Source organism: Paenibacillus oryziterrae (genome assembly GCF_042610485.1).
GTDB lineage: Bacteria > Bacillota > Bacilli > Paenibacillales > Paenibacillaceae > Paenibacillus_AQ.
In genome coordinates, this window is record NZ_JBGJZO010000009.1 from 157,225 (window position 1) to 182,002 (window position 24,778).

20 protein-coding genes and 2 pseudogenes are annotated in these 24,778 nt (G+C 46.0%); 17 read left to right on the forward strand and 5 right to left on the reverse strand.

Going from position 1 to position 24,778, the window contains the following annotated elements; translation table 11 throughout:
• The first annotated feature begins 153 nt into the window (after nt 1-153).
• From pucD to ACAN55_RS12505, 8 genes are all read left to right on the forward strand, one after another.
• A complete protein-coding gene (gene pucD, locus ACAN55_RS12465) occupies nt 154-2,478 on the forward strand; it encodes a xanthine dehydrogenase subunit D (protein WP_379132814.1) in 2,325 nt (774 codons plus the stop codon).
• Entirely contained in the window at nt 2,468-2,983 is a 516-nt protein-coding gene (locus tag ACAN55_RS12470) for a (2Fe-2S)-binding protein (protein ID WP_379132817.1), read from the forward strand. Before pucD ends, ACAN55_RS12470 begins: the two co-directional genes overlap by 11 nt.
• 1 nt (nt 2,984) lies before the next feature.
• Nucleotides 2,985-3,863 carry a 2-oxo-4-hydroxy-4-carboxy-5-ureidoimidazoline decarboxylase gene (uraD, locus tag ACAN55_RS24255; RefSeq protein WP_489685772.1) on the forward strand — a complete coding sequence of 293 codons (879 nt, stop codon included), beginning with the start codon at nt 2,985-2,987 and terminating at the stop codon, nt 3,861-3,863.
• Between the two features lie 30 nt (nt 3,864-3,893).
• Nucleotides 3,894-5,288, forward strand: a complete 1,395-nt coding sequence (locus ACAN55_RS12485) for an allantoinase (RefSeq protein ID WP_379132820.1) — start codon at nt 3,894-3,896, stop codon at nt 5,286-5,288.
• Complete coding sequence (locus ACAN55_RS12490) at nt 5,285-6,520, forward strand: Zn-dependent hydrolase (protein ID WP_379132823.1); 1,236 nt, start codon at nt 5,285-5,287, stop codon at nt 6,518-6,520. Before ACAN55_RS12485 ends, ACAN55_RS12490 begins: the two co-directional genes overlap by 4 nt.
• 31 nt (nt 6,521-6,551) lie before the next feature.
• Nucleotides 6,552-7,784, forward strand: coding sequence for a pyridoxal-phosphate-dependent aminotransferase family protein (locus ACAN55_RS12495; RefSeq protein ID WP_379132826.1), 1,233 nt, complete (start codon nt 6,552-6,554; stop codon nt 7,782-7,784).
• Between the two features lie 157 nt (nt 7,785-7,941).
• Nucleotides 7,942-9,747 (forward strand): adenine deaminase, encoded by a 1,806-nt coding sequence (locus ACAN55_RS12500; protein ID WP_379132828.1) that lies wholly within the window; start codon nt 7,942-7,944, stop codon nt 9,745-9,747.
• A 286-nt stretch (nt 9,748-10,033) separates the two neighbouring features.
• On the forward strand, nt 10,034-10,486 hold the full coding sequence (locus ACAN55_RS12505) for an IDEAL domain-containing protein (protein WP_379132831.1): 453 nt from the start codon (nt 10,034-10,036) through the stop codon (nt 10,484-10,486).
• Here ACAN55_RS12505 and ACAN55_RS12510 read toward each other — a convergent pair.
• Both ACAN55_RS12510 and ACAN55_RS12520 read right to left on the reverse strand, forming a co-directional pair.
• A complete protein-coding gene (locus ACAN55_RS12510) occupies nt 10,476-10,880 on the reverse strand; it encodes a ferrochelatase (protein WP_489685773.1) in 405 nt (134 codons plus the stop codon). The two genes, ACAN55_RS12505 and ACAN55_RS12510, sit on opposite strands and share 11 nt — an antisense overlap.
• 6 nt (nt 10,881-10,886) lie before the next feature.
• Nucleotides 10,887-11,150: a ferrochelatase gene (locus ACAN55_RS12520; RefSeq protein ID WP_379132834.1), complete on the reverse strand. Its 264-nt coding sequence runs from the start codon at nt 11,148-11,150 to the stop codon at nt 10,887-10,889.
• A 565-nt stretch (nt 11,151-11,715) separates the two neighbouring features.
• Here ACAN55_RS12520 and ACAN55_RS12525 point away from each other — a divergent pair.
• Nucleotides 11,716-13,941: an FMN-binding protein gene (locus ACAN55_RS12525; protein WP_379132836.1), complete on the forward strand. Its 2,226-nt coding sequence runs from the start codon at nt 11,716-11,718 to the stop codon at nt 13,939-13,941.
• A gap of 162 nt (nt 13,942-14,103) precedes the next feature.
• Entirely contained in the window at nt 14,104-15,060 is a 957-nt protein-coding gene (locus ACAN55_RS12530; protein ID WP_379132839.1) for a 3'-5' exoribonuclease YhaM family protein, read from the forward strand.
• Nucleotides 15,061-15,118: 58 nt separating this feature from the next.
• On the opposite strand, the gene ACAN55_RS12535 is transcribed toward ACAN55_RS12530, so the two are convergent.
• On the reverse strand, nt 15,119-15,796 hold the full coding sequence (locus ACAN55_RS12535; protein WP_379132841.1) for a 3'-5' exonuclease: 678 nt from the start codon (nt 15,794-15,796) through the stop codon (nt 15,119-15,121).
• Nucleotides 15,797-15,940: 144 nt separating this feature from the next.
• Between ACAN55_RS12535 and ACAN55_RS12540 the strand changes: the two are divergent.
• Nucleotides 15,941-16,456, forward strand: a pseudogene (locus tag ACAN55_RS12540) (TerD family protein); the annotation flags it as partial.
• 111 nt (nt 16,457-16,567) lie between these two features.
• A complete protein-coding gene (locus tag ACAN55_RS12545; RefSeq protein ID WP_379132897.1) occupies nt 16,568-17,236 on the forward strand; it encodes a vWA domain-containing protein in 669 nt (222 codons plus the stop codon).
• A gap of 104 nt (nt 17,237-17,340) precedes the next feature.
• Here the strand turns inward: ACAN55_RS12545 and ACAN55_RS12550 are convergent, their stop codons facing one another.
• Nucleotides 17,341-18,045 (reverse strand): PspA/IM30 family protein, encoded by a 705-nt coding sequence (locus ACAN55_RS12550; RefSeq protein WP_379132844.1) that lies wholly within the window; start codon nt 18,043-18,045, stop codon nt 17,341-17,343.
• A gap of 33 nt (nt 18,046-18,078) precedes the next feature.
• Nucleotides 18,079-18,297 carry a PspC domain-containing protein gene (locus ACAN55_RS12555; protein WP_379132847.1) on the reverse strand — a complete coding sequence of 73 codons (219 nt, stop codon included), beginning with the start codon at nt 18,295-18,297 and terminating at the stop codon, nt 18,079-18,081.
• Between the two features lie 311 nt (nt 18,298-18,608).
• On the opposite strand from ACAN55_RS12555, the pseudogene ACAN55_RS12560 reads away from it, so the two are divergent.
• The 5 genes and pseudogenes from ACAN55_RS12560 to ACAN55_RS12580 all read left to right on the forward strand — a co-directional run.
• Nucleotides 18,609-18,812: pseudogene (locus ACAN55_RS12560) on the forward strand (RNA polymerase subunit sigma-70); the annotation flags it as partial.
• Between the two features lie 281 nt (nt 18,813-19,093).
• Entirely contained in the window at nt 19,094-19,240 is a 147-nt protein-coding gene (locus ACAN55_RS12565) for a hypothetical protein (protein WP_379132849.1), read from the forward strand.
• A 1,106-nt stretch (nt 19,241-20,346) separates the two neighbouring features.
• Nucleotides 20,347-21,336, forward strand: coding sequence for a nucleotidyltransferase (locus ACAN55_RS12570; protein ID WP_379132851.1), 990 nt, complete (start codon nt 20,347-20,349; stop codon nt 21,334-21,336).
• Nucleotides 21,303-22,289: an S-4TM family putative pore-forming effector gene (locus ACAN55_RS12575; protein ID WP_379132854.1), complete on the forward strand. Its 987-nt coding sequence runs from the start codon at nt 21,303-21,305 to the stop codon at nt 22,287-22,289. Before ACAN55_RS12570 ends, ACAN55_RS12575 begins: the two co-directional genes overlap by 34 nt.
• 634 nt (nt 22,290-22,923) lie before the next feature.
• Nucleotides 22,924-24,537 (forward strand): HNH endonuclease, encoded by a 1,614-nt coding sequence (locus ACAN55_RS12580; protein ID WP_379132857.1) that lies wholly within the window; start codon nt 22,924-22,926, stop codon nt 24,535-24,537.
• Nucleotides 24,538-24,778 lie beyond the last annotated feature (241 nt).

The window sequence follows — 24,778 nt, forward strand, 5'->3', positions numbered from 1 at the left end:
TATACAGGACTCCGGCAGTTTTTTTTCTAAAGAATATTAGAATCTATCCGCTTCACTCTACAGGTTAGCCTTATATTTCTATGAGAAACGGTTGCTCTCCATGTACTGACGGCGAAGCCGTTTCTTCTTATATCTTGGGAGGGGTGAGGGAAAATGCTGCTGAACAAAGAATCCAGCGGGAGCCGCTGGCGTACACGGCCCGACGGTCATGACAAAGTCTCCGGTAAGCTGCAGTATTTGACCGATATGAGCCTGGACGGAATGCTGACCGGGCGTGTGCTCCGCAGTCAACAGGCGCATGCCCGGATTATCGCCTTAAATACAGAACGTGCGCTGAAGGTGCCGGGAGTCCATGCCGTGATTACCCATGAAGATGTGCCGGGACTTAACGGATTTGGGATCGCGCTTCCGCATCAGCCGGTATTGTGCAGTGACCGTGTGCGGTACACCGGTGATGCGATCGCCGCCGTGGCAGCTGAGAGTGATGAGATTGCGGAATACGCCTTATCTCTGATAGAAGTGCAGTATGAACCGCTTCCCTTATTAGAAGATCCTGAGGAGGCGATGAAGCCGAATGCGATTCTGCTCCATCCGGAGGGAAATATTCTTCATCATACCGAGTATCGTAAAGGGGATCTGGACGCTGGTTTTGCTGAATGCTTCGAAGTTGTAGAAGAGACTTATTATACGCCCCGGCAGATGCATACGTATATGGAGACGGAGGGCGGATTGTTTATCCCGGAAGACAACGGACGGCTGACGGTATATTCGGCTACTCAGCATGGACTGATGGACCGCAAGCAGTTGTCAAGGATTCTGGCACTTCCGGAGGAAGATATCCGGGTCATTTCAAGTCCTATTGGCGGCTCCTTCGGAGGTAAAGATGAGTTGAATGTTCAGCCTTATGGAGCCCTGCTGGCGCTGCGCACACGGCGTCCGGTACGGCTTCATAATTCAAGAGCAGAATCCGTCCGCGCCGGTCTGAAGCGTCATCCTATGAAAATAACCATGAAGACGGGCTGTAACTCGGATGGAAAGCTCATCGCCCATCAGGTAAGAATTGTGTCGGACACCGGGGCGTATGCAACTCTGGGCGCGGAGGTGCTTAATTTCGCGACAGAACATGTAGTGGGGCCATATCTCATTGACCACGTGGATGTGGAAGGCTTCTCGGTATATACCAATAATGGGGTCTCGGGTGAATTTCGCGGTTTTGGTGGAAATCAGGCGATCTTCGCATTGGAAGGACAGATGGACCGCCTGGCTGCATTAATGGGAATAGAGCCTTGGGAAATACGGCGTTTGAATTTGCGGACATATGGAGACCCCGGACCCTTGGGACAGGAAATCGCCCAGAGCCATGGAGCTATTCAGGTATGGGAGGCATTGACCGCTTGCCCGTTGATGGCAGGTACAGATCTACCTGTTGCAGGGAACGGAGTTTCAGAGGCTACTTTCAGCACGGGAGCGGGTCAACAAGAACCGTGGATTGTGAGCGGAACCGGGGCGGCAATTGCTATGCATGGTGCGGGTCTCGGATATGGAATCCCGGATCCCGCAGGCGGAAGACTGGTGCTGGCACTGGATGGCAAGATCGAAGCCATTTTCGGTTATGAGGAGTTTGGTCAGGGACTGATCGCAACCATGGAACAGATGCTGGTTGAACAGTACGGTTTCGCACCCGGCGATTTACGGATCGTTATCGGCGATACAGATGTCGTTCCCGACAGCGGCTCAAGCACGGCTTCAAGGGCAACCAGTATGATGTGGATGGCTTTGAAGCGGCTGCATCCAATGTTCACAACTAAACTGCTGGAATCAGCAGCACATGCATTCCCCGGGGTAGGGATTGATGAACTTAAGATTGGTCCGGGTGGAATCTGGCGGAAAAGTGGCGAAATGCTGATGTCTTACACGGATTTGGCACGTTCGATAAATCAGCCTCTCGTTAGCGAGACTCAGTTCAATTACCCCACAACCTCGCTTGAAAGAGTGGGTGCGCATTTTCTATACACGTATTCGGCTATCGCCGTTAAGGTGGAGGTCAATCTCCTGACCGGACGTGTTCGCGTAACGGATCAGTATCATGCCGTAGCTGCTGGTCCTGTGGCTAACCCGCAGGGTTATCTTGGACAGATTGAAGGTGGAAGCAGCATGGCTGTAGGCTTCACCTTGTCAGAGGATGCTATCATGTCCGGCGGAAACTATCTGACTAAGAATTTGGATACCTACCTGGTCCCAACCATTGCGGATATGAATGGTAGCATTCAGGTTCAGGCGATTGAGGATTTGCCCGATCATGACACCTATGGGCCTCGCGGCATTGGGGAAGTCGGTTCGGTTAACCTGGCGCCTGCGGTTGCCTCCGCTGTCTTTCAGGCAGTGGGCAAATGGGTGAATCGCTTGCCGATTGAACCTGAAATGCTGCAGGACACTCCGTTTATTCTCCGAAAGGCGGTGGATACACATGCCGGATAACATCAAAGAAGATATCAGTGAACATGAAAATCTGGAAGCTGTCTTCACTCTCCATTGCTCGGTTAACGGGCAACAGGTAGCTGTCGATGTTCCACCTTCACGGCGCCTGCTTGCAGTGCTGCGGGAGGAACTTGAGTTGACAGGGACAAAGCGTTCCTGTGAGCTCGGCCGCTGTGGTGCCTGCATGGTGCTGATCGACGGGAAGCCGGTCAATGCCTGTCTTACAATGGCATACCAATGCGAAGGGGCGGAGATCACGACCATTGAAGGACTAAGCAGTGCTGGATTGCATCCGGTACAGCAGGCTTTTTTGGAAGAAGGCGGGTTTCAATGCGGGTACTGTACCCCGGGTATGGTGATCTCAGTGGTTGCACTGTTGGATGAGAACCCTAAGCCTACCCAGGCGGAAGTAGAAGAAGCATTATCAGGCAACATCTGCCGTTGCACCGGCTATGGCGGCATAATGCGGGCGGTGAATAAAGCAATTGAAAGAGGGGTGAGCTGAGATGGCAACTCCTGCACCCTTTATCACATTGGATGATATTAATCTCATGAGCCGGGAGGAATTTGTGCACAGTCTTGGCGGGATCTTTGAGCATTCCCCTTGGGTGGCCGAAGCGGCGTATGACCGTATGCCATTCCGTTCTGTTCAGCAATTGCACAGTGTTATGCTTGAATCGGCACGAACAGCGGAACAAGAGAAGGTCTTGGCTCTGCTGAGAGCACACCCGGATCTTGCGACACGAATGCAGGTCAGTCCGCTGTCAGCCGCTGAGCAGCAGGGAGCCGGCCTCGACCAGTTAACCCCGGAGGAATTCACGTTATTACAGTCTCTGAACCAGACGTATACCGAGCAATTTCAGTTCCCTTTCATTCTCGCCGTACGTGGTAAGAACAAAGACGATATTATCCGTTCGATATATGAACGGGTTAACCGTACATTAGATGAAGAATGGGAACAGGCTTTGTCTGAGATTGGGCGGATTACTAGCTTCCGACTGCAGGATTTAATCACTGAAACGTCAGGTCGGCTGACTACGCATGTACTGGATGTATCCCGGGGGATTCCTGCCTCCGGAATGGTGCTTCAGCTAAGAAGACTGGGTGAGGATGAAGTTCTGCTGTGCGAAGCTGTAACAAACCTTGATGGTAGGCTGGATGCTCCGCTTCTGAAAGGAACCGGGATGAAGCCTGGCGGATATGAGCTGCTGTTCATGGCTGGAGACTATTTTCGCAGCATGCAGCCGGGTGGGCCGGTCGGAGCTCAGGAGCCATCCTTTTTAGAGCAAATCCCCATCAGGTTTCATATAAGCAATGCTAGTGATCATTACCATGTACCGCTGCTTGTTGCTCCGGGTGGATACAGCACATACAGGGGCAGCTAACAATAATCTGATTAACGGGGTGACCGCTTCATGAAGGAATCATATGAGCTAGTGATCAGAAATGGCAATGTCGTAATCCCGGGTGAAGTGGCAGAGCTGGATATCGGAATTATTGACGGTAAAATTGCCGCAATCGGCGCGAAACTGCCTGTAGGTGTGGATACCAAGGTTATGGAAGCGGAGGGTCTCTATGTGCTGCCGGGCATGATCGATATGCACGTGCATTTCAATGAACCGGCTTTTGGGCACTGGGAAGGCTTCAAAAGCGGCTCAGCAGCACTTGCCGCGGGAGGATGCACCACCTATGCGGATATGCCGCTGAACGGTAATCCGCCTACGGTTAACAAAGCTGCACTGCTCTTGAAGACTGAAGCTGCCCGGGGTAATTCTGCAGTGGATTATGTGCTGTGGGGAGGCCTTGTTCCTGGCAATCTGGATGACTTGGAGGATTTGTCGGCGGCAGGTGTGGTAGGCTATAAGGCATTCCTGTCCAATCCCGGAGGCGAAGGCGAAGGAAGATTCCGTGAAGTGGATGATGAGACGCTGTATCAAGGGATGAAGAAGATTGCCGCTCTGGGCGGAATCCTGGCGCTGCATGCGGAGAGTGACGAGATCACCTCTGTTCTTGCAGCGGATGCTGTGCGAAACGGCTTGAATAGTGCACGTGATTTCGCTGCTTCCCGGCCTGCTGAGGCTGAGCTGGAAGCTGTTGCAAGAGCGCTTCTGTACAGTGAACGCACCGGATGCCGTCTGCATTTTGTTCATATCAGCACGGCTGCCGCGATCGAAAAGATCCATGAAGCCAAACTTCGCGGGCTACATGTCTCAGCGGAAACCTGTCCTCATTATCTGATCCTGAATGAAGAGCATATGGAAAGTCTCGGACCTTTAGCTAAATGCGCCCCGCCATTACGGAGTGTAGAGGAGCAGGAGAAATTGTGGGACGTCCTTGCTGAAGGCAAAATTGATCTGATTGCCTCGGACCATTCCCCTTGCCCGCCGGAACTGAAGCTAAATCCGGAGTTGTCTTTCTTTGAGGCTTGGGGCGGTATATCCGGCGCACAGAGCAGTCTTGAGCTGATGTTTCATGAAGGAGTGAATAAGCGGGGACTGTCCGTTCCCTTTTTGTCACAGCTGCTTTCAGAGATTCCGGCGAAGCGTTTCGGACTTCAGCACCAGAAAGGCTCCATTGCAATTGGTCTCGATGCCGATCTGGTACTACTCAATCCAGGCAGTTCATACACGCTAGCTGCGGAGAAGCTGCAATACCGCCATAAACACAGTCCATATGTTGGCATGACCTTATCCTGCAAGGTGGAGGCAACATTGTGCAGGGGGGCAGTGGTCTACACCTCTGCAAGCGGAGTGATCATAGAAGACGGCGGACAATATTTGTCGTTAAGAGAAGGGCAGTCTGTGCGATGAGTGCGCCCGTGAATCAGGTGCCGGCGGCCCGGATGATGATGCTGCTGGATGAACTGGCAGCGTTCAGCTCACCAGGCCCCGGAGTTACGAGGCTGCTGTACACAGAGGCTTGGAGCAAGGCGCAGATCTTTTTGCAGGAGAAGATGGCTTCTGTTGGACTGGAAACGTCAACCGACAAGGTTGGAAATGTATATGGAAGACTGGCCGGAATACGTCCGGAGGAGCCAGTTATCCTGACGGGGTCTCATATAGATACGGTCGTGAACGGTGGAAAATATGACGGGGCGTATGGAGTAGCGGCGGCCGTTATCGCACTGGATAATCTGCGGCAGACCTTTGGGCAACCGTTGCGGACGCTGGAAGTGGTATCCTTTTGCGAAGAGGAAGGCAGCCGGTTCCCGCTTACGTTCTGGGGCTCCGGCCATGTCACGGGGTTATACGACGGGGATACAGGCAGGAACAGTGCGGCCTCCAGTGGAGTCACCATTGAACAAGCGATGTCTGCATGCGGATTTGAAGGCGGACCTGCAGAGCGGAAAGATATCGGAGCGTATGTAGAGCTGCATATAGAACAAGGGATTATCCTGGAGAACAAAGCCATCCAGATCGGCATCGTGCAGGCCATTGCGGGGCAAAGAAGGTTTATCGTCAAAGTTAGCGGCACCGCTAATCATGCGGGAACTACCCCGATGAACCTGCGGCGTGATGCACTTGGAGGAGCGGCTGAGATGCTGTATATGCTGGAGCGTCTTGCCGGTGAAGCGGGTGAGCCTCTGGTAGCCACCTCCGGCCGCCTTGAAGTTTATCCGAATACACCGAATGTCATTCCAGGTGGGGTACTGTTCACACTTGATATCCGGCACAGCGAAGAGGAGAAGCTGGGGAAGTTCTGTAATCTTATTTTCTCCACTTTCGAAGAAATAGCAGTTAGAAGAGATCTTGGGCTTGAAATAGAGTCTACACTCCATTCTTCTCCGGCACCCATGAATGAAGGGTTGTGTTCCAGGCTGGAGCAGATCTGCCAGAAGCAAGGGAGAACCTATCTGCCTATGGTTAGCGGAGCGGGGCATGATGCACAGCTATTCGCACCAAAATGTAAGACGGCCATGATATTTGTACCCAGCCAGGCAGGGATTAGCCACTCACCGGATGAGTATAGTTCACCAGAGGATCTTACTGCCGGACTTGAGGTTCTTACTGCGCTATTATATGACTTGGCTTATAAGGAATAGGGTTCGCCGAACCTCAGGGGGAGAGATGATGATGAAGCGGTACGAAGATTTGTCGCCGTCGCTGCGGTGCATTATGACCCCGGGACCGGTGGAGGTTGATCCGCGTGTACTGAGGGCAATGTCTTATCCGATACTGGGACAGTTCGATCCGGAATTCACCAGCATTATGAATGAGACGATGGAGATGATCAGGGAACTGTTCGTGACTAGCAATCAATGGGCCTATCCCGTTGACGGAACTTCCCGCTCCGGCATTGAAGCGGTAATGGTCAGCCTGATCGCTCCGGGTGACCGAGTGCTGATTCCAATCTTTGGACGGTTCGGGCATCTTCTGCATGAGATTGCCGAGCGTTGTGGTGCGGAAGTACACGTAATCGAAAAAGCCTGGGGAAGCGTGTTTGAACCGGAAGAGGTTATCGCTGCCATCGACGCTTTCAAGCCACATGTCGTGGCTATCGTTCACGGGGAAACTTCAACCGGACGCGTTCAGCCGCTCGCAGAGATCGGAAACGCCTGCCGGGAACGGGATGCCCTGCTAATCGTGGATGCGGTGGCAACGATCGGTGGCATCCCAGTGAAGACAGATGAGTGGAAGCTGGATGCCGTCGTAGGAGGAACTCAGAAATGCCTGTCGGTTCCTTCGGGTATGTCCCCGATCACGTATAATGAACGTGCCGAAGCAAAGCTGCTAACCCGCAAAAGGGTAGAACGCGGCCTTCGTACAGGGGAGGTCCCAGCAGGAGCGGTATCTTTTGTCCGCAGCAACTATTTTGATCTGAGCATGCTCCAGGATTATTGGAGTCCGCTCAGGCTGAACCACCATACAGAGATGACCTCCATGCTGTATGCGCTGCGGGAAGGACTCCGTCTGGTGCTGGAGGAAGGGCTTCAGGACCGTTTCGACCGGCACTCTCTGCATGAAGCGGCACTTATGGCCGGACTTAAGGCAATGGGGCTCGAATTATATGGTGATTCAGATTGCAAGCTTACAGTCGTCACTTGTGTGCTGATCCCAGAGGGCGTGGATGGTGAGTCAGTGCGTTCTATGCTTTTGGAACGGTTCGGTATCGAAATTGCCAGTTCCTTTGGTCCTCTTAAAGGTATGATCTGGCGCATTGGCACGATGGGCTACAGCTGCCGGGAGAATAATGTGCTGCGTCTGCTTGGAGCGCTCGAAGCCGTGCTTATCCGTCATAGGGTAGTGGTCCCTGCCGGTCTTGCCGTTCAAGCAGCTCTTGACGTATATGAGGCAAACATAAGATAATCGGTAAAATACTTCATCCGGCAGGATGGAATCGGCAGCAGTCTGGGTAGCACCGGACGGCAATTGCCAGCTGAAACGGCTTTCGTCTTTTTATGGCGATGAAGCCGTTTTTCTTAAAATAGAGAAGAGAAGTTAACCAATGGGAGGAGAGAGCGTTATGGCCTTTATTAGAAGACCTTTGGCGGATTGTGTGCCTGAACTTGTGGCTACCGCCCGTGGAGATATGGCGGCAACGCTTGTCATTACAGGCGGAAAGCTGGTTAATGTATGCTCCGGTGAGATTCTGGAAGGGATGTCTGTGGGTGTACAGGGCGGGCGCATAGCCTATGTAGGCAAAGACATCTCCCATATGATTGGCGTGGGGACAACAATTATTGATGCCGGCGGCAGATACATGGCCCCCGGACTACTGGACGGCCACTGCCATATTGAAAGCACTCAACTGACAGCAACTGAATTTGCCCGTGCGGTGCTGCCGCTTGGTACCACCGGGGGATTCTTCGATGCGCATGAGATTGCGAATGTGTTCGGACTTAAGGGCATTCGCCTAATGCTGGATGAGCTGCGCGGGACACCGCTTGCGGGGTACATGCAGGTTGCTTCTTGTGTGCCGGCGGCTGGCGCTGAATTCGAGACAACAGGCGCTTCAATCGGGCCGGAAGAGGTAGCAGAAGCTTTCACCTGGGGAGAGGATGTCATTGCGCTCGGTGAGGTAATGAATTTCCCGGGAGTGGTGTATGGCGATGAGAAGATGCTCGCTGAAATTCAAGCCACACTTCGAGCAGGGAGATATGCAGATGGCCACTTTACCTGGCCTTCAAGTGATTGGCGGCTTCCTGTGTATGCGGCGGCTGGCATCTCTGGCGATCATGAATGTGTGACGGCTGAGGATGTGATTGAGCGTGTCCGGCTTGGCATGTACGCCAAGATGCGCCGCGGTTCCGCCTGGCATGACGTGGCGAAGACGATTACTGCCCATACGGAAAGAGGGCTTGATCCGCGGCGTATGTTGCTTGTAACCGATGACCGCAGCTCCGAGTCCCTTCGGGATGAAGGGCATATGGATTTTGTCGTGCGCCATGCGATATCACAAGGCGTGAAGCCGGTGACAGCTTTTCAAATGGCTACAATTAATACGGCTGAACGTTTTGGGCTGGCTCGTGATATCGGCTCCATTACACCGGGCTCGTATGCGGATATTATTTTGCTGGATGGGAATTTAGCTGATGTGAAAGTATCCATGACCATCGCGGCAGGGCAAGTGGTTGCTGAGAATGGCAAGATGACAACCGCGTTGACGGAGTATTCTTACCCGCAGGAAGTGCTGGCTTCCGTTCACCTGCCGAAGAGGCCGTCAGCGGAAGACTTCATTATTGAAGCTCCAATTGAATCGGGTACGATCTCTACGCGGATTATTAAGGTCGTGGAGAATCATGTGGAGACGTCAGAGCTGATTCGCGGATTGCCTGTAGCTGAGGGGAGATTACAGGTGAGTGACGGTCTGTGCAAGATCGCCGTGTTTGAGCGGCATAAAGGAACAGGCAACAAAGCCGTAGGTGTTGTAGAGGGTATCGGCTTCCATGAGCCGGCGGCCATTGCCATGACTGTCGCGCATGACAGCCATAATATCCTTGTCATTGGCAGTGATGATGAACTGATGGCAAGTGCTGTGAATGCAGTAGCAGATGCGCAAGGGGGAGTTGTTGTCCTAACGTCTACTGGAACTACGCTGTTTCCGTTATCCATAGCCGGACTCATGTCTACAGAGCCTTTTGAGACGGCTGCTGCCAAGTCGGCTGCAATCAGCAAAGCCTTGTATGACGCGGGTTGTACCTTGAACTATGCCTTTATGACCTTATCTCTGCTCGCACTTGCGGTTATTCCGACTCTTCGTCTCTCTGACAAGGGACTTGTAAGAATCACTCCGGAAGAGGGAATCCAACTGGTTTCGCTGTTTGCCTAATCAGAAAGATTAGCTGATTGAGACCTTAATATTTGATTATGAAAAAATGCTGTCAGGAGCTCATTGAAGACTCTTGGCAGCATTTTTACGTATTAAGGTACATAAATTAAACGAATTTTGATGTTTTGAATCATTTTTTGTCGAAAATTTTAAAAAAGATATTAACAAAGTATTGCAAACTGACGATATTAATTTTAAAGTAATTAAAAATTGTTGTTATTATTGCGATTATCCAGAAGCAACAGTTGTTGTTAAGGGTTTGAATACAAGAGATGAGGTGTAAGTGATGATCAGATTGGAAACGCAAGATATTGTGAAAATTGCCAAGAAGCAAATAGCCGGTATTTTTAAAATGGAGCCGCTTGAGCTGAATTTCGTCAACGACTTTCGTGGGGAAAAATATCTTTTGACCAATGACAAGCTGCACCTCACGAATCAGCACTATTGGGCCAAAGTAATGGATTGTGTTTTTGAAGGTCAGGTTAGACCGGTACTGATGTGCGAAATTCTGTATTTCCTTCGGAACGAATTTTCGGAGAGCGACATCAAGCTGTACTTTTCTTTTGATTTCACGGATGGTGCTGAAGGCAATGCCGAAGCAAGTGCTGAAATTAGTTTTAATGATTCACCGGCTCTGCAAAAAAGTGAGATTTCAGAACTGATCGATTTCGCGCTGGCTCTGCAGGATAAACAGTGGTTTCAGGAGCTGACTGAGAAATACAACCAGCTTACCGCATAGTCCAGCCGAGAGCGTTTCGGGAAATAAGATTTGCCAGAAAGCGTAGCCATTCGTCTTCCGCATTCAAACAGGGGGCAACATGAAAAGTATCCGCAGAGCCTCCGCCGGCAGTGAATTCTTCCTGGCCTTCGACTGCCAGTTCATATAGTGTCTCCAGACAGTCCGTCACAAGACCGGGAGAGAAAATGAGAGGATTTAGTATTCCGCGGCTGGATAATCTCTTTAGCACTTCTGTGGTAGAAGGTCCTACCCATTGTTCACTTCCGAATCGGGATTGGTAGCTTAGCTCCCAAGAGCCTGTGCTCCAGCCCATCAATTCTGCAAGCAGACGTGGTGGTGGAGTATTGCGGGAACAGAGGAAGAATAATGATTCGTTTAATACCGGAGGCTTCAAGCTTGGCTATCGAATGTTATACATCGGTTTCAGCGTAGGAAAGTCCAAGCTCGACCGGTTCCCAATACTGCTGTACAATTTAGCTAAACGGCGTGGCCTTACAACTAGAATAATGCATCGCAGTAAAGGCTGCCAGAGAACCCTTGGATAGTTGATGACCCGCTGATCGGACAGGAATTCTTTCAGATATGACTTGACTGCTTTCGCGTTGGGGGCGGCAGAAGTGCCCATTTGTGCAATAATAACCCCGATCCGGGATGGATTGTTCAAGCTGAACCTTCCTTTTACCCTTAGATTATACTGAAATAGTACAATTCTTCCATATATCACTTTTTCTATCTGCTATGTTCAAGTATAAGACATTTTAAAATGGTCATCTCGTGATATGAATCACATAGTCGTAAGAATTGCTATAGTACGATATTACCAAATGGTCGTATTTGAGAGAATCAGGAATATTATGCTCGAAAAATGTAGTGTTAATGGGATGTCAAATGGGAAATAGTGATTTATATCATCCTGTATGTGATTTTGTTTACAGAAAATCATTTAAAAAGTATGGTATTATTAAGCAGGAAATATGGTAGTTAGTTACAGTTTTTTTATGTGAATTAATTCACCTTAACATGTGAATTGTTTCACCTTTTATCAAAATAAAGATTTAAAGAATACTTTTCTAAGTATGAATGTTTGAAGAAGTGAGCGGGAGAGGGGGGATGACCTCTTGTGGAGACTGGACAAGCTCTTCACAAGAAGTGATCATATTACTTGCAGTAGATTTACCTTTAAACAACTGGCTACATAAAACTGGGGATTTGGTAAAGGAGAATACAGATTGAAAAACTCAAAATTCATGTCTTTGACTATCACTGCTGCATTGTTGTTGTCGCCATTCGCGCTGACACTCAACGCACCTGCTCTGAAATTGAAAGTAGACGCGGTTTCCGCAGCTTCCGAAGAATACTCGGAACCAACTGCTAAACCAGCTGCAAAACCAACAGCAAAACCAACAGCAAAACCAACAGCAAAACCAACAGCTAAGCCGACTGCGAAAGCTACTGCTAAACCAGCAGCAACAGCTAAAGCAACTACTAAACCAGCAACAACTGCTAAACCAGTAGCAACAGCTAAACCAGCAGCAACAGCTAAACCAACTGCTAAACCTGTAACTGTAAAAACTGCTGTATACCAAGACGGAGTATATGTTGCTTACGGCAATGCGTATTCCAAAGGTACTGAAGGCGCTAAAGTAACTATTAAAGATGGCAAAATCGCAGCTGTTGAGCTTATGAGAACAAGCCCTAAGCTGATTGACAGAGATGCACGCAGCAACTATCAAGCCCTTTGGCAGGCGTATGAACTGATGGAAGCAAGATTGATCGGTAAAACGAGAGATCAAGCGGCTGCAGTTGACGGCGTATCCGGTGCTTCCCGTTCAAGCGCAGGCTGGAAATTGTCTGTTGACAGAGCTTTCCAAAGATCCCTGAAGGTTCAACCTGCTGGCGCTGTCTACTTTGAAGGCGAGCACATGGGTATTGATCCAGAAGGTAAATACGCAGTATATGTAACTTATAACTCCAACGTACTGACAGACGTTAAGGTATATCCTTTGACTGCTACTGGAAGTTTCGTTGATGAAAAAACTTACACACCTGCTCAAACCGCTGCAATTGCAGCAATCAAACCAGCTCTTCTTGCTGATGGAACAGCTGCTAAGGCAACTGCTGGACTTGAAGCTGAATTCAAAGCTGCTGTAAATGCATTCTGGGATGCACAACAAAACGCACTTATCGATAACAAATCCGCTTATGTAGACGGATTCTACTCTGCATACGGAACTGCAAGAAGTGTTGGTGTTGAAAGAGCCGATATCGTTATCCGTAACGGTAAGCTGGTTGATGTTAAACTGTACAGACTTGGAACTGATCTGATAGACAGAGGAACAACTGCTTATGCTGAAGTGGTAAAAGCAAACGCTCCTATGACAGCTAAACTACTTGCTAACGGATCTTACTTCGCTAAATACGATGAGAAGGTTGATGGAATCTCCGGAGCTACTGAAAGCAGCCACGGCTGGAACCAATCCGTAGAAAGAGCTTTCGAAAAAGCATTGAAAGTTCCAACTGCAGGCAAATACTTCGATGGTAAATTCGCTGGTGTTGATAACCAATCCAACTTCATGTTGTTGGTAGATATTGCCGGTGACAAAGTTACTGCTATTCAAGTGAACCTGTTCGATGCAGCTACTAAGAAACTGATTGCTGCTGATAAATTGACAGCTGAGCAAAAAGATCTTGTTGGCAAATTGACTGCAGGATTGACTACACAAGGCGTGAACATGACTGATATCGTTGGTCAAGAAGCGATGTCCAAAGCCGCTAAAGCTGCTCTGGAAGACGCTCTGACTAACGCTTCGAAAGCACAAGGCGCTTATAAAGATGGAACCTTCACCGCTTATGGCAATGCTTATGACAAAGGAACTAACAGAGCAGACGTAACTCTTCGCAATGGTAAAATCGTTAAAATTGCATTGTCCCGTGTGGGCATGAATATGGTAGACCTTGGCGCGAATGCTTATGCACAAGTTGTTAAAGCTCTTCCGCAATTGACTACAAACTTTATGGCAGCTGGTACCAGAGAAGGCGTTGCAGCAGTTGATGCTGTCTCCGGCGCGACTAGCAGCAGCAATGGAATGAAAGCCGCTGTTGAAAGAGCTTACGGCAAAGCCGAAATTGCAGAAGTTAACAAAACCGCTTACTTCGATGGTATCTTCATCGGTGTAAGCACAGATAAATCCGTTAACGTAATGGTAACTACTAAACACGGTATTCCTGTAAGCATGCTTGTGTACTACTTGGATGCTGCTGGTAAAGTGAAGACTGATATTCAATTGACTGCAGCAGAAAAAGCAGTGAAGAGTGAAATCGATGGATCCACAATCGGCGGAATGCACAAATATGGTTACAACCCAGCTGCATTTGGTGCCAACGATGCTGAGAAAGCTGTTTCTGCGAAAGCAGTAGAAGCGATCAAAGCTGCACTTGAAGCTGCTGGTAAATAATAAACAGCAATAATTTAAGATGTTGAAGGGTCATCCTTAAGGTCATGCAAATGGCTGAGGGATGACCCTTTTTTCATTGATTAAAGGGATTTCCGGGACGAGTGTCTAAACAGTAATATAGAAAGCAGGTCATCAACCTGCAATTCAATGGGAGGCTCATATATGAAACTAATTAACCAACTAACTCCGCAAGAGGACTTCACCGGTTTTTACTTGCTGCGGGAGCTGGTCATTAAACAAACCAATGGTACTCCTCCAAAGGATTACTTTGATATTGTATTAGGTGATTCCAGCGGGCAGATATCTTCCAAGTTTTGGGATGTGACTACTACGGACAAGGAAACGTTCTTCCCGATGGCACTGGTGAAGGTGCAGGGTACTGCTCATACCTACCGAGAGAAGCTGCAGGTGAAAATCTCGAAAATGAGACTTGCTGTAGAGTCTGACGGTGTAGCTCTTACCGACTTTATCCGCTCGGCACCCATTCGCCCGGTGGATTTGATCTATACGATTAAAACAGCCATGACGAGTATCACTGACCGGGAAATCGCTGATATTGTCTCCTTTTGTGTGAGCAAAGTCGAAGAGAAACTGATGCATTATCCGGCTGCTAAGACCCATCATCATGCATACTTTGCCGGTCTTGCTTATCATATGGTGCGAATGCTGGAGATTGGAGAGTTCCTGTGCAAGCAGCGACCTTTTCTGAACCCTGATTTAATGAAAGCTGGTATCATTCTTCATGATATTGCCAAGCCGGAAGAAATGATATCCCAGCTCGGTATCGTTTCGGAGTATAGTGTTCCGGGCAAGCTGATCGGGCATATTGCCATGGCTTCTAATTGGATTACAGAGGCGGCGATCCGCTTAGGCATTAGTTTGGAGTCGGAGAAAGTGATGGGGTTGCAGCATTTAGTGTTATCTCATCATAATTTGGGGGAATGGGGAAGCCCGGTTCAACCGCAGACGGCCGAAGCTGTAGCCTTGCATCACATTGATGCGATGGATGCGAAGCTTCAAATGGTAGAGGATGCACTGGATTCCACCCCGGCAACCGAGGAGTGGACTCCGTTTATTAAAGGTCTTGAGAATAAGGCCGTTTACCGGTTGAAAATATAATGCACGTCAAAGCACCCGATCCTCTTAAAGGAACGGGTGCTTTTTTGCCATAAGATTTTCAGTTGAAAAAAGGCTGGAATCCGGATCGTTTGCTACTTCGGGAACTATTACGGATAGAGGAACTGCCTGTGGCTTTTTTCGTAGCGGGTTTCTTTTTAGGCGCACTAAAGGGTGTGTATCCGCCTGGATACATCGTTCCACTAACATATCCCTGACTACTTGAAAAAAGTGCAGGATCGGTATGCTGCTCCCGCTGCATCAGTCTGATCAGGATGGAGGCACAGGCACGGGCATCATCAAGGGCATCATGGTGTTTTAAGGCAATGCCGTAATGTTCGGAGATCACGTTTAATTTATGGGAGGGCAGGTGATCCAGCATTTTTTTGCCCAATTGATAAGTGCACATATATTGAAATGGTGGATAGGGAAGTCCCGCCCCGTCCAGACAGTAGCGGAGGACGCTCATATCAAAGGAGGCATTGTGCGCTACGACCATCTGGTCCTGAAGCAACGGCTGTACAGTAGGCCATAACTCGGTAAACGTAGGCTTGCCACGAACCATCGAAGGAGAGATACCGTGTATGGCGATGTTTCTTCCGTCAAAATGCTGCTGCGGGTCAATCAGCCAGTGGTGCTCCCCCGTGATGATTCCCGCTTGAACCTGTATAAGTCCCAGTGCACAAGCGCTCGAACGGCTCGAGTTAGCAGTTTCAAAGTCAATTGCAATAAAATCCATAGGTAAACCCCTTATCTATCTTTGATATATTCAGTGTAAGGCAGCAGCACACCAAATACAAACCATAGATTTACAAAGGATGAATTGTATGTTATTGCTAAACTATGTAGTTGATACATGCCATGAAAATAGGGAGATGAGAGAGTGAAGCTCTTAAAAGGCCAGAAAGTGGATCTCACCAAAGGACAAGGCTTATCAAGAATATCACTGAATTTTGGATGGACGACTACAAGGCCCGGGATAGGTATAGATGCTGCAGCATTTTTACTGTCAGATCAGAATCGCTGTGAACGTGATGAGAATTTTATTTTCTATGGTAATCCGCAATTTTCAAATGGCGCAATTGTGCACTCGGCTGCTCAGCAAGAAGACAAAGAAAGGATTATGGTTTCTTTATCTCATCTGCCTGCACATATAGCCCGAGTCGCTTTGACACTGACTATATATGAAGGGGAGAAGCTCGGACATTCTATGAAGGATGTGGCAGCACCTTTTCTAAAAATTATAAATAGCGACAGCGGGGAAGAGATGTTCCGTTTTGAATTTGGTGCAGATCTGTCCGCTGAAACGGCAGTAGTGGTCTGTGAAATATATCGGTATGGTCAGGAATGGAAGATTCATGCCATAGGTAGCGGTTTTAATGGTGGGCTTGCAGCGCTGTGCGCTAATTACGGCCTTGAGGTTGAAGAAGAAGCATCATTGGAAACAGCAGTTGCGGCTGAGACTGTTCCAGTAATAAAGGTCGAGCCAGACAACGAAATCAAGAATGTACTGACATCCATAGATTTGCGCAAGAAGATTGTTCAGTTCACTCTTGAAAAAAAGCAGTTGACGGGTATAACGGCCAGAGTAGGTATTGTGCTGGATATTACTGGTTCAATGAAGAAGTTGTACAACAATGGTACTGTGCAGGAAGTGGTGGAGCGAATTCTCGCAGTGGCCAGCAAGTTTGACGATAATGGCACTTTGGATGTTTGGGTTTATGACAATGAATTCAGCAGGCTGCCATCTGTTACTGAGCAGGATTTCGGTCGCTATGTATTTACACAAATAATAAATAACCGTGAGATCCACAAGTTTGGTTCCAATAATGAACCTCCTGTAATGGAAGATGTAATACATAAGTATACAAAGGAAGAGAAAGATGGATCTCCGGTCTTCATTATCTTTATCAATGATGGAGGGGTAGTAAGCCAAACCCGTAAGGTGATAAGGGCAGCCTCTGATCTGCCGATTTTTTGGCAGTTTGTTGGTATTGGAAATTCCGATTTCAAAGTATTGAAAGAGCTGGATACTATGAAGGATAGATTGGTTGACAACGCCAACTTCATTCACTTGGAGCAGATTGAACGCGTATCGGATGAAGAACTCTATGATCGCCTGCTGAATGAATTTCCATTGTGGCTCAAGGCGGCAAAGACAAAACGTATTATTTTATGACCACAGGGCAAGCAATAACAGCCAGTGCAGACCGTATACATTACGGAGTGCACTGGCTGTTATTATTACAAGACAGGTGTATTGATTTCTTCTCAAGCAGGCTATTATTTGTCGTTATCTTTCTTGTGGATGCGAAGGCGGTCAAGCTCGGCATCGACAGCGCTGTTAAGCGACGAATGAAGCGCCGCATTTGGTGAAAGGGGCTGAACGGGAGGCTGTCCGGATCTTTCGGCGCGGACTTCCCACTCCGTAATTTTGTCTTCCATCCGCTCAAAACCGCGCGAAGCAGCTCCGTTATTAATGCCTCGCCAAGGAGCACCCGGTTTGGCATCATAGCCGCAACCGCGGGAAGCAGAGTTAAGTGTCTCTGTTGCCTGACGGGCACGGGCGGTAAGTTCGTTTCTTTTTTCCTTCAGGCGTGTACGTTCTTCTTTGGCATTCTTGATGCTGATATCCAGTGCGAATAGTGCGGAGCGGGTCTCTTCAAGTCCTTGACTGCATTCCTTGGCACTATCCAGATATTTGAGTTTAGCCAGTACAGCAAGTCTTGCAATGTCCTCGTTACCTTGCCCAATTGCCTTCACGGCTTCAGCTTCACTTTGCTCTGCGAGCTGTTCATATTCCTGCTTGCGCCGTTCAAGCACGAGTGCAGATGCCTTCAAATCCCGCTCATTGCGCTCGGCTGTAGCGATTTCGTCCTCAAGGTCCCGCAAATACTGGCCGGTCAGCAGCACTGGATTCTCCAGTTTGTTCAGTCCTTCGTGAATGGCTGCTTTGGTTAGTGTAGTGATTCTATCCAGAATACCCATGATTCATCTCTCCTCAAATGTTATGTTTGTGAATTAATAGTGGTTGTAGCTGTCCGAGAAGTAACCGTAAGGCTCTTTCGGAACAAGGATGCTGGCGAGAATGTAGAAGAATACAACCGATCCGACACTGCAGAGTACAAGGACCACGGCGATCAATCGAAGAATGGTAGCATCAACGCCGAGCCAGATCGCAAGCCCCCCGAACAAACCACTAATTTTTTTGTCTACTTGTGAACGGTACAGTTTTTTCATATTAAATCTCTTCCTCTCATATAAGTTGTCATCCGTAGTGGATGTGGCTGATATCTGCTATCTATGTATACATTGTAGGATTTTTTCAGGGTTGCCAAAACAGCCTGAGGACCGTTTTTTAAGCCAGACCTTAGGCGGGGAGGGTTCCCGTAATAAGGCGGGGAGGAAGCTTGCCATCTTGCAGTAAGGCCCGTACAATTTCCTTCGTACAGGCACGATTGGGCACCCGCCCACATACAATGAAATGACCATGAACCCGTAAATCACTGCCGAATCGGTTTCATTGTACATGCGCGGGAGGTGTCGTCAAATTGCCTGGAATAATAAGCACCATCGCACTGCTGATTAAGGAACTGACACTGCTGGTGTCATATGTCCGGAACAATGCGTTCCCACAACCGCTCTCAGAGGAAGAGGAGGCCAGGTGCCTGGGACGGATGGCCGAAGGAGATTCCCGCGCCCGTAATATGCTGATCGAGCATAACCTGCGTCTTGTCGCCCACATCGTTAAGAGGTTGTGGACACGATACGATGTCATAATTGACGCACAGGACTTGAAATCCTACGAAGGGTGACCTTCGTACGGGTTCGCCCCGTCCTCGGCATACATAGGTTTTACCACTTTGTATAGGTGGTATCTAACCAAGATACTAAGGAGTCCTGTGAGGTGAAATATACTTAAGGGCTTTTTTTCATGCGCACAGGATTCAAGGTGAAAACTCCCCGGCTTCTTTCGCAACAAAATACCTATTTGAAATGATTATTCGAGTAGAAGAGTATGGAAGGAGTCAACCAAATGGCTAGAGCAAGAGTGCTGGAAATCAATGAGCACATCCCTACTACATGGGAAGAAAAGTTAGATCAATTTATGTCATGGAAAAGGGCACAAGGTCTTAGTAAACAGACGTTAGACGATTATAAGCGTCATGTAGGTCAGTTTTAAAATCGGTTCCCACATGCATTTAGGTGTCTGCCCTACCAGTTAGAGGACCAACTTTGTAAATACTTCGCTGACGGTATCAAACACTCCAACATATAATAATAATTGTCTTGTATATTTGCGTGCGTTTTTTTGATTGGTGCGTAGATAAGACGGGGCTACTCTCACAAATATCTTGAAGGGCTTTAAGAAGCGTAAGGCAGAGGGGAGAGTAGTTCAACATGATGAGGATGCCTTAATAGCCCTCATTAATTACATGATAAGAAGACGTATGCAGGACTCACAGACTTCGCTTTAATCATTCTCACGCTTGATACTGGAATCCGCCCCAAAGAGACGTTCTCGTTGCTTCCTGACGATTTCAATGGAAGGCAAGCGAACTGTAAGTAAGGGCAGAGAACGCCAAGACACGAGATTCAAGAACGCTCAATATTACCCCTCTGACTGCTAAAGCTATAAGTGAACTGATTGCAAGTCGACCAAAGGAATGGAAGAGAGGAATGCCAATATTCTGTACGAATGAAAGTCGTTCCCTAACTCGGTATACATGGGGAGATCGTATGGAAATGTATTCGAAGCAGTAGGGATTAAAATCATCCCATATGACCTCCGCTACTCATATGCAATTAGATTCCTTCGAAGGGCCGGCAACGCCTTGGCTTTACAACGTCTTTAGGACACACAAACCTTACTATGACCAAACGATACGTAAACCTTGCAGAAATTGACATGAGGAGCAACATGCTTTGGTTTCGCCACTGAATAAGCTTATGCCTGTAAAGAAAACGGTTGGGAAGCTAGGTTAGACTTTGCTCCCTATATTACTAAGCAAGAAAACAAAATTCGGATAATTACCGAGTTAGGGTGTTGGGGAAAAATCTCTCGCTTTTACTCCTTAAAGGGTTATGTTAGGTTCGTCCCTTCATTCATCACTTCCTACTCACCGCATATGAATTATTATTGTCTACTGGATAAAGAAATAAATAAGGGTCAAAGCCCTTCTTTTTCATGTGTTAACCAGGGCAATGTGAACAATTATACAAATGTTTACCTTGGAATATATGTTAAAATTATGTCGATTGAATAATTAACCGAAAGGTTGAAGAAAAATGGGACGAACTGTAATAACAGCATTTAATGATTTTCAAAAGAATATTGTTAATCTTGATAGTGGAAAAACTAAGACAGCTAGACTAAGTAGGGATTGGCTCTTGGGACAAATAAGTCAATTTCCATCTAGAGACCACAATTTCCCTAAACTTTATGAAGAAAAGAACGTTTTTTTTGGATCTTTCTCTAAGAGAACTAAAATTAGAGAACTAGATGATATTGACTTAATGGTTGCTTTAAGTGCAGAAGAAGGATATTATGCCGATCATGGGAATTACATAGCGATTCATGTTAAAGAAGAAAAACTAGGGCTATTGTGTAACAATGACACAGATATTTTAAATTCTAAAAAGGTTATTAACAAAATCATCTCCCAACTCAACCAAGTCTCGCAATATGATTCAGCAGATATGAAACGAAATCAAGAAGCGGCAACATTGAAATTGAAATCTTATACATGGAATTTTGATATAGTTCCATGTTTTTTTACAAAAAAAGATGCATACGATAAGGACTATTATTTAATACCTGATGGAAATGGTAATTGGAAGAAGACTGATCCTAGAATTGATTCTAAACGAACTTCTGAAGTGAATCAGTATCATGATGGAAATGTATTAAATGTAATAAGAATTATTAAGTATTGGAACAAACGGCCTGTAATGCCTTCTATGTCGTCATATTTACTTGAAAATATGATATTAAATTACTATATTCAAAATCAATATAATAAAGCTAGCCAATATGTTGACTTAGAAATTATCAAGATATTTCAATACTTGTCTTCACAGATGTTCAATTCTGTATCTGACCCCAAAGGAATCCAAGGTGAACTGAATAACTTGAGTTTTGACGATAAAATAAAGATTAGCACAAGGGCTAAATTAGACTATCAAAAAGCAGTTGAGGCAAGAGATTATGAGGAAAAAGGTGATCACGTTAACTCGATTAAGAAATGGAAAGAAGTTTTAGGACAGAGTTTTTATTAATTTTAATGATGGGTGGGCATATAATGATAAATCAAATAATAGAAAGGCAGAATGAAACAAGTAATATCTTGAAATTAGCAGCTCAGAGATATCTTTACTCTTTTTCAAAAAAAATAATGGGTATGCAATTGATTTTCAGTATACCTCTGATGATCATTGTTTCCTTGCTTCCCGTTATGTTTGGAAACAAGGATATCTTTTCAATGATAATAGTATCTTTAAGCTTATTTATTACTATTTTTGATGTTTGTTTTTTTAATCCCGTAATCGAAAAAAATAAAACAAAGGCAGCAAAAATTCAAGAGGATTTTGATACTGATGTATTTTCTTTAGAATGGAATGAAATTAAGGTTGATGGAAGACCTAACAGAGAAGACATTCATGAATTTGCAAATAAATACAGAAAGCTAGAACCTGATTTTTCATCTCTAAAAAGCTGGTATCCCCAATCAGTTAAAGAACTACCTTTACCTGTAGGGAGAATAATATGTCAAAGAACTAATCTTTGGTGGGATGCATTGTTAAGAGAAAGATTTATTTCTATGGTCATTATTTTTGCACTGGTTCTATTAATGCTTTTATTTATTATTACATTAGTAATTGGACTTGATTCTTTGAAAATAATAACGAATATAATAGCACCATTTTTACCGATGCTAACATTTACCTTGAGGAATTTTAATGATAACAAAAAGGCAATTAAAAATATTGGAATTCTCAAACAAAAGGTTGAGGATTTATGGATAAACACATTACGGTCTATTCAAGATCCCATTGAACTAACAAGAATTTCACGCCAATTACAAGATGAAATTTTTACCCATAGAAACAACTCTCCGCTAATTTTTGATTGGTTCTATCGTTTCTTCAAAAACAAGCAAGAATCGTCTTCTAATTATTCTGCTAATGACTTACTTGATCAATATAATAGAGCAAGAATATCGAGACCGTAAGAATATATCTTCTCTTATTATATTTCTACTGTATGAAGCTCGGAACGCATATTGTTCCATATGATTTACGGCATTCATTCGCTATCTTGTTCCTGCGGAAAGCGGTAAAGTATTAGCGTTGGAACAGATATTAGGTCACGTCACACTAAAGATGACGAAACGTTATGTGGCACTAACGAATAATGACTTGAAGAACCAGCATACAATAGCTTCATCATTGAAAGGCTGCTTCCATCAAAGAAACGTATGATAAAGCTGAAAAAAACAATGATGAGCACCTAATCCTAGAGGGAAAGGTGCTCTTTTTTTAGTTCTTTACCTTATTGTTTACTTGGTTGATACCGTTACTTGGAAGATAAATACCTGGAATTAGAAGCGGGTGGTGTGAATATTTTCAGTTGGAGATGACGGAGAAGTTTGGAGTTCTTCGATGCAATAACTAATGCAAAATGACTAGGAAGGAATAGCGCTTACGCGGTGCTTTTCTTATACCCAAAAAAAGGGATAACTCTGTTTCTGTCGAACTATAAGACGAATAATCGAATGCTCGCTCAGGAGCATATTCAAAGTGGTAAGCACACACCTGGATGCGAACTGATTATGTAAACATAAGAGTATAGTGGGAGGATATCACATGAATGCTTCTTACATAATAAAAAAGCTTGAAAAGGCGTATCCAGACAAGATAATTCAGAGCTTCGCTGAGCAGCATGCCTCCTTGTACCAGCTAACAGGGGCTTTTTCTCGGCAGAATGACACTACAATAAAAGATTTTCTAGATTCAAACGGCTTCGAATATATTACTAAGCCCAGAGGTATCCCATCGACGTTTGATGCTGTGACTGCTCGGCGACTTATTGAGCAGTTCGATGTGACCCAAATGGACTTCGCAGTATGGTTTAAGGTTTCTAAGCAAGCGATTAGCCAGAAACTTAATAGAACGTACACTGGTGTTAGCTGGACTAGTACTAATCTGAGTCCCGACGAAGAAGAAGTGATTGACGACATGATCGAGCGAAACATCTTTACTTATGAGGATGAGGAATTGATTGTCGCAATAAGATCGAATTTCATCCAAGCATGTATAATTATTATTAGGAGCGAAAAAACCAAAGTACTGTTCGAGTTTAATCAGCCACTGAGCGAAAAGCTGGGTAAGGCGAATTACGATATCTTCAGAGAAATTGATTTCTCACTACGCGAAAGTATGATTCCTGTTAATATATTTGGCATAAAAAACGCCAAGATCGATGATAGAGCTGCATTAGCCAGAATAAATCAACAATGTAGGAAGAGAGGCATCACTACCGACGAATATTGTGTAATGCATGGATTCGAAGGAGGGTATTGCCGTTCTAACATGCAGACAGACGAGGATTTGATTGAAATTTTAAACAGTTACGTGACTCAAGATAACCTTGTATACTTCCCGCATACAGTAAATGAATATTTCAAGTTGACCAACAAAGCATCACGTGCAAATATGACGCTCGAAGAGCTGTTTGAGTTCTTTGGATATATTAAGGTGGATAGTCGGTTAGACTCTAACTATAAAAACAAAATCTCAAGATACATTGACGAGTTAAAACAACTGCTAGTGAGGGACAGTCAGAATAAAATCTTACTGAGAACAGAAACGGCATTATATCAGCGTTTATACACGTTCGCTAAAAGGCGGGGGAGTACACTGGATGAGTTTCTTGCAGAGCTTGGATTCGAACGAGTGTACGAACGCGTAGTAACCTTTGATTCAGAAAAAAGATCTTCTGATACAAATAGACATCCTAAAGATAAGTCAGTATTAGTGAGAGAGCTGGAAGGTCTTCAAGGTCACTTGGAAAGAAGTGTAACGCAGAATGAAGCAATCAGCCGAAGCCGACAATTAGTTAACAAACTAAAAGAACTTTATGATTATCGTTGTCAGCTTTGTGATCCGTTCAATGGTTATCCTGTTATTGAAAAGGAGGATGGAACTTTTTATGTGGAAGTCCATCACATCATCGCATTACAACATGCTTCTTTATTACCGAATGGATATGATGACCAGTTAGACACTTTTAGAAATGCCATTGTCGTTTGCCCTTTTCATCATAAAGTCCTTCATTACCACCAAGGAGGATTTGAAAGGCTGATCAATCAAAACGGAGAGATCTTTTTTGTATCGAAGCTCGATGCACTTCTCAAAGTCCTAGTTAATTATCATCTGCAAGTGGACGAAAGGGGCAGTCATTTGTTAATTAAGTCATAACTAGGTTAGTGGTATCAAACCTGGAAGCACAATAGTGCGAACAATCTCTATTTATTATAGCGTCCTAAAGAGTCTTGCTCAGTTGAACAAGACATTACGACATAACGATAAAGAGGTGATCGTATATGACCTCTTGGTATCAGAATTGGATCAATGGGGTCTGTCAATAATTTTGTGTAAACTCTTTAGCAAGGAATTCCCCCGAGGGGGAATTCGCGATACTAGCGTAAGTACTGGCCGA

Coding starts and splice junctions, on each gene's coding strand:
- ACAN55_RS12500 (WP_379132828.1), top strand. CDS start 7,942: ATGGCCTTTATTAGAAGACCTTTGGCGGATTGTGTGCCTGAACTTGTG.
- ACAN55_RS12495 (WP_379132826.1), top strand. CDS start 6,552: ATGAAGCGGTACGAAGATTTGTCGCCGTCGCTGCGGTGCATTATGACC.
- ACAN55_RS12485 (WP_379132820.1), top strand. CDS start 3,894: ATGAAGGAATCATATGAGCTAGTGATCAGAAATGGCAATGTCGTAATC.
- ACAN55_RS12565 (WP_379132849.1), top strand. CDS start 19,094: ATGGCTAGAGCAAGAGTGCTGGAAATCAATGAGCACATCCCTACTACA.
- ACAN55_RS12470 (WP_379132817.1), top strand. CDS start 2,468: ATGCCGGATAACATCAAAGAAGATATCAGTGAACATGAAAATCTGGAA.
- ACAN55_RS12580 (WP_379132857.1), top strand. CDS start 22,924: ATGAATGCTTCTTACATAATAAAAAAGCTTGAAAAGGCGTATCCAGAC.
- ACAN55_RS12570 (WP_379132851.1), top strand. CDS start 20,347: ATGGGACGAACTGTAATAACAGCATTTAATGATTTTCAAAAGAATATT.
- ACAN55_RS12575 (WP_379132854.1), top strand. CDS start 21,303: ATGGAAAGAAGTTTTAGGACAGAGTTTTTATTAATTTTAATGATGGGT.
- ACAN55_RS12505 (WP_379132831.1), top strand. CDS start 10,034: ATGATCAGATTGGAAACGCAAGATATTGTGAAAATTGCCAAGAAGCAA.
- ACAN55_RS12550 (WP_379132844.1), bottom strand. CDS start 18,045: ATGGGTATTCTGGATAGAATCACTACACTAACCAAAGCAGCCATTCAC.
- ACAN55_RS12490 (WP_379132823.1), top strand. CDS start 5,285: ATGAGTGCGCCCGTGAATCAGGTGCCGGCGGCCCGGATGATGATGCTG.
- pucD (WP_379132814.1), top strand. CDS start 154: ATGCTGCTGAACAAAGAATCCAGCGGGAGCCGCTGGCGTACACGGCCC.
- ACAN55_RS12555 (WP_379132847.1), bottom strand. CDS start 18,297: ATGAAAAAACTGTACCGTTCACAAGTAGACAAAAAAATTAGTGGTTTG.
- ACAN55_RS12535 (WP_379132841.1), bottom strand. CDS start 15,796: ATGGATTTTATTGCAATTGACTTTGAAACTGCTAACTCGAGCCGTTCG.
- uraD (WP_489685772.1), top strand. CDS start 2,985: ATGGCAACTCCTGCACCCTTTATCACATTGGATGATATTAATCTCATG.
- ACAN55_RS12530 (WP_379132839.1), top strand. CDS start 14,104: ATGAAACTAATTAACCAACTAACTCCGCAAGAGGACTTCACCGGTTTT.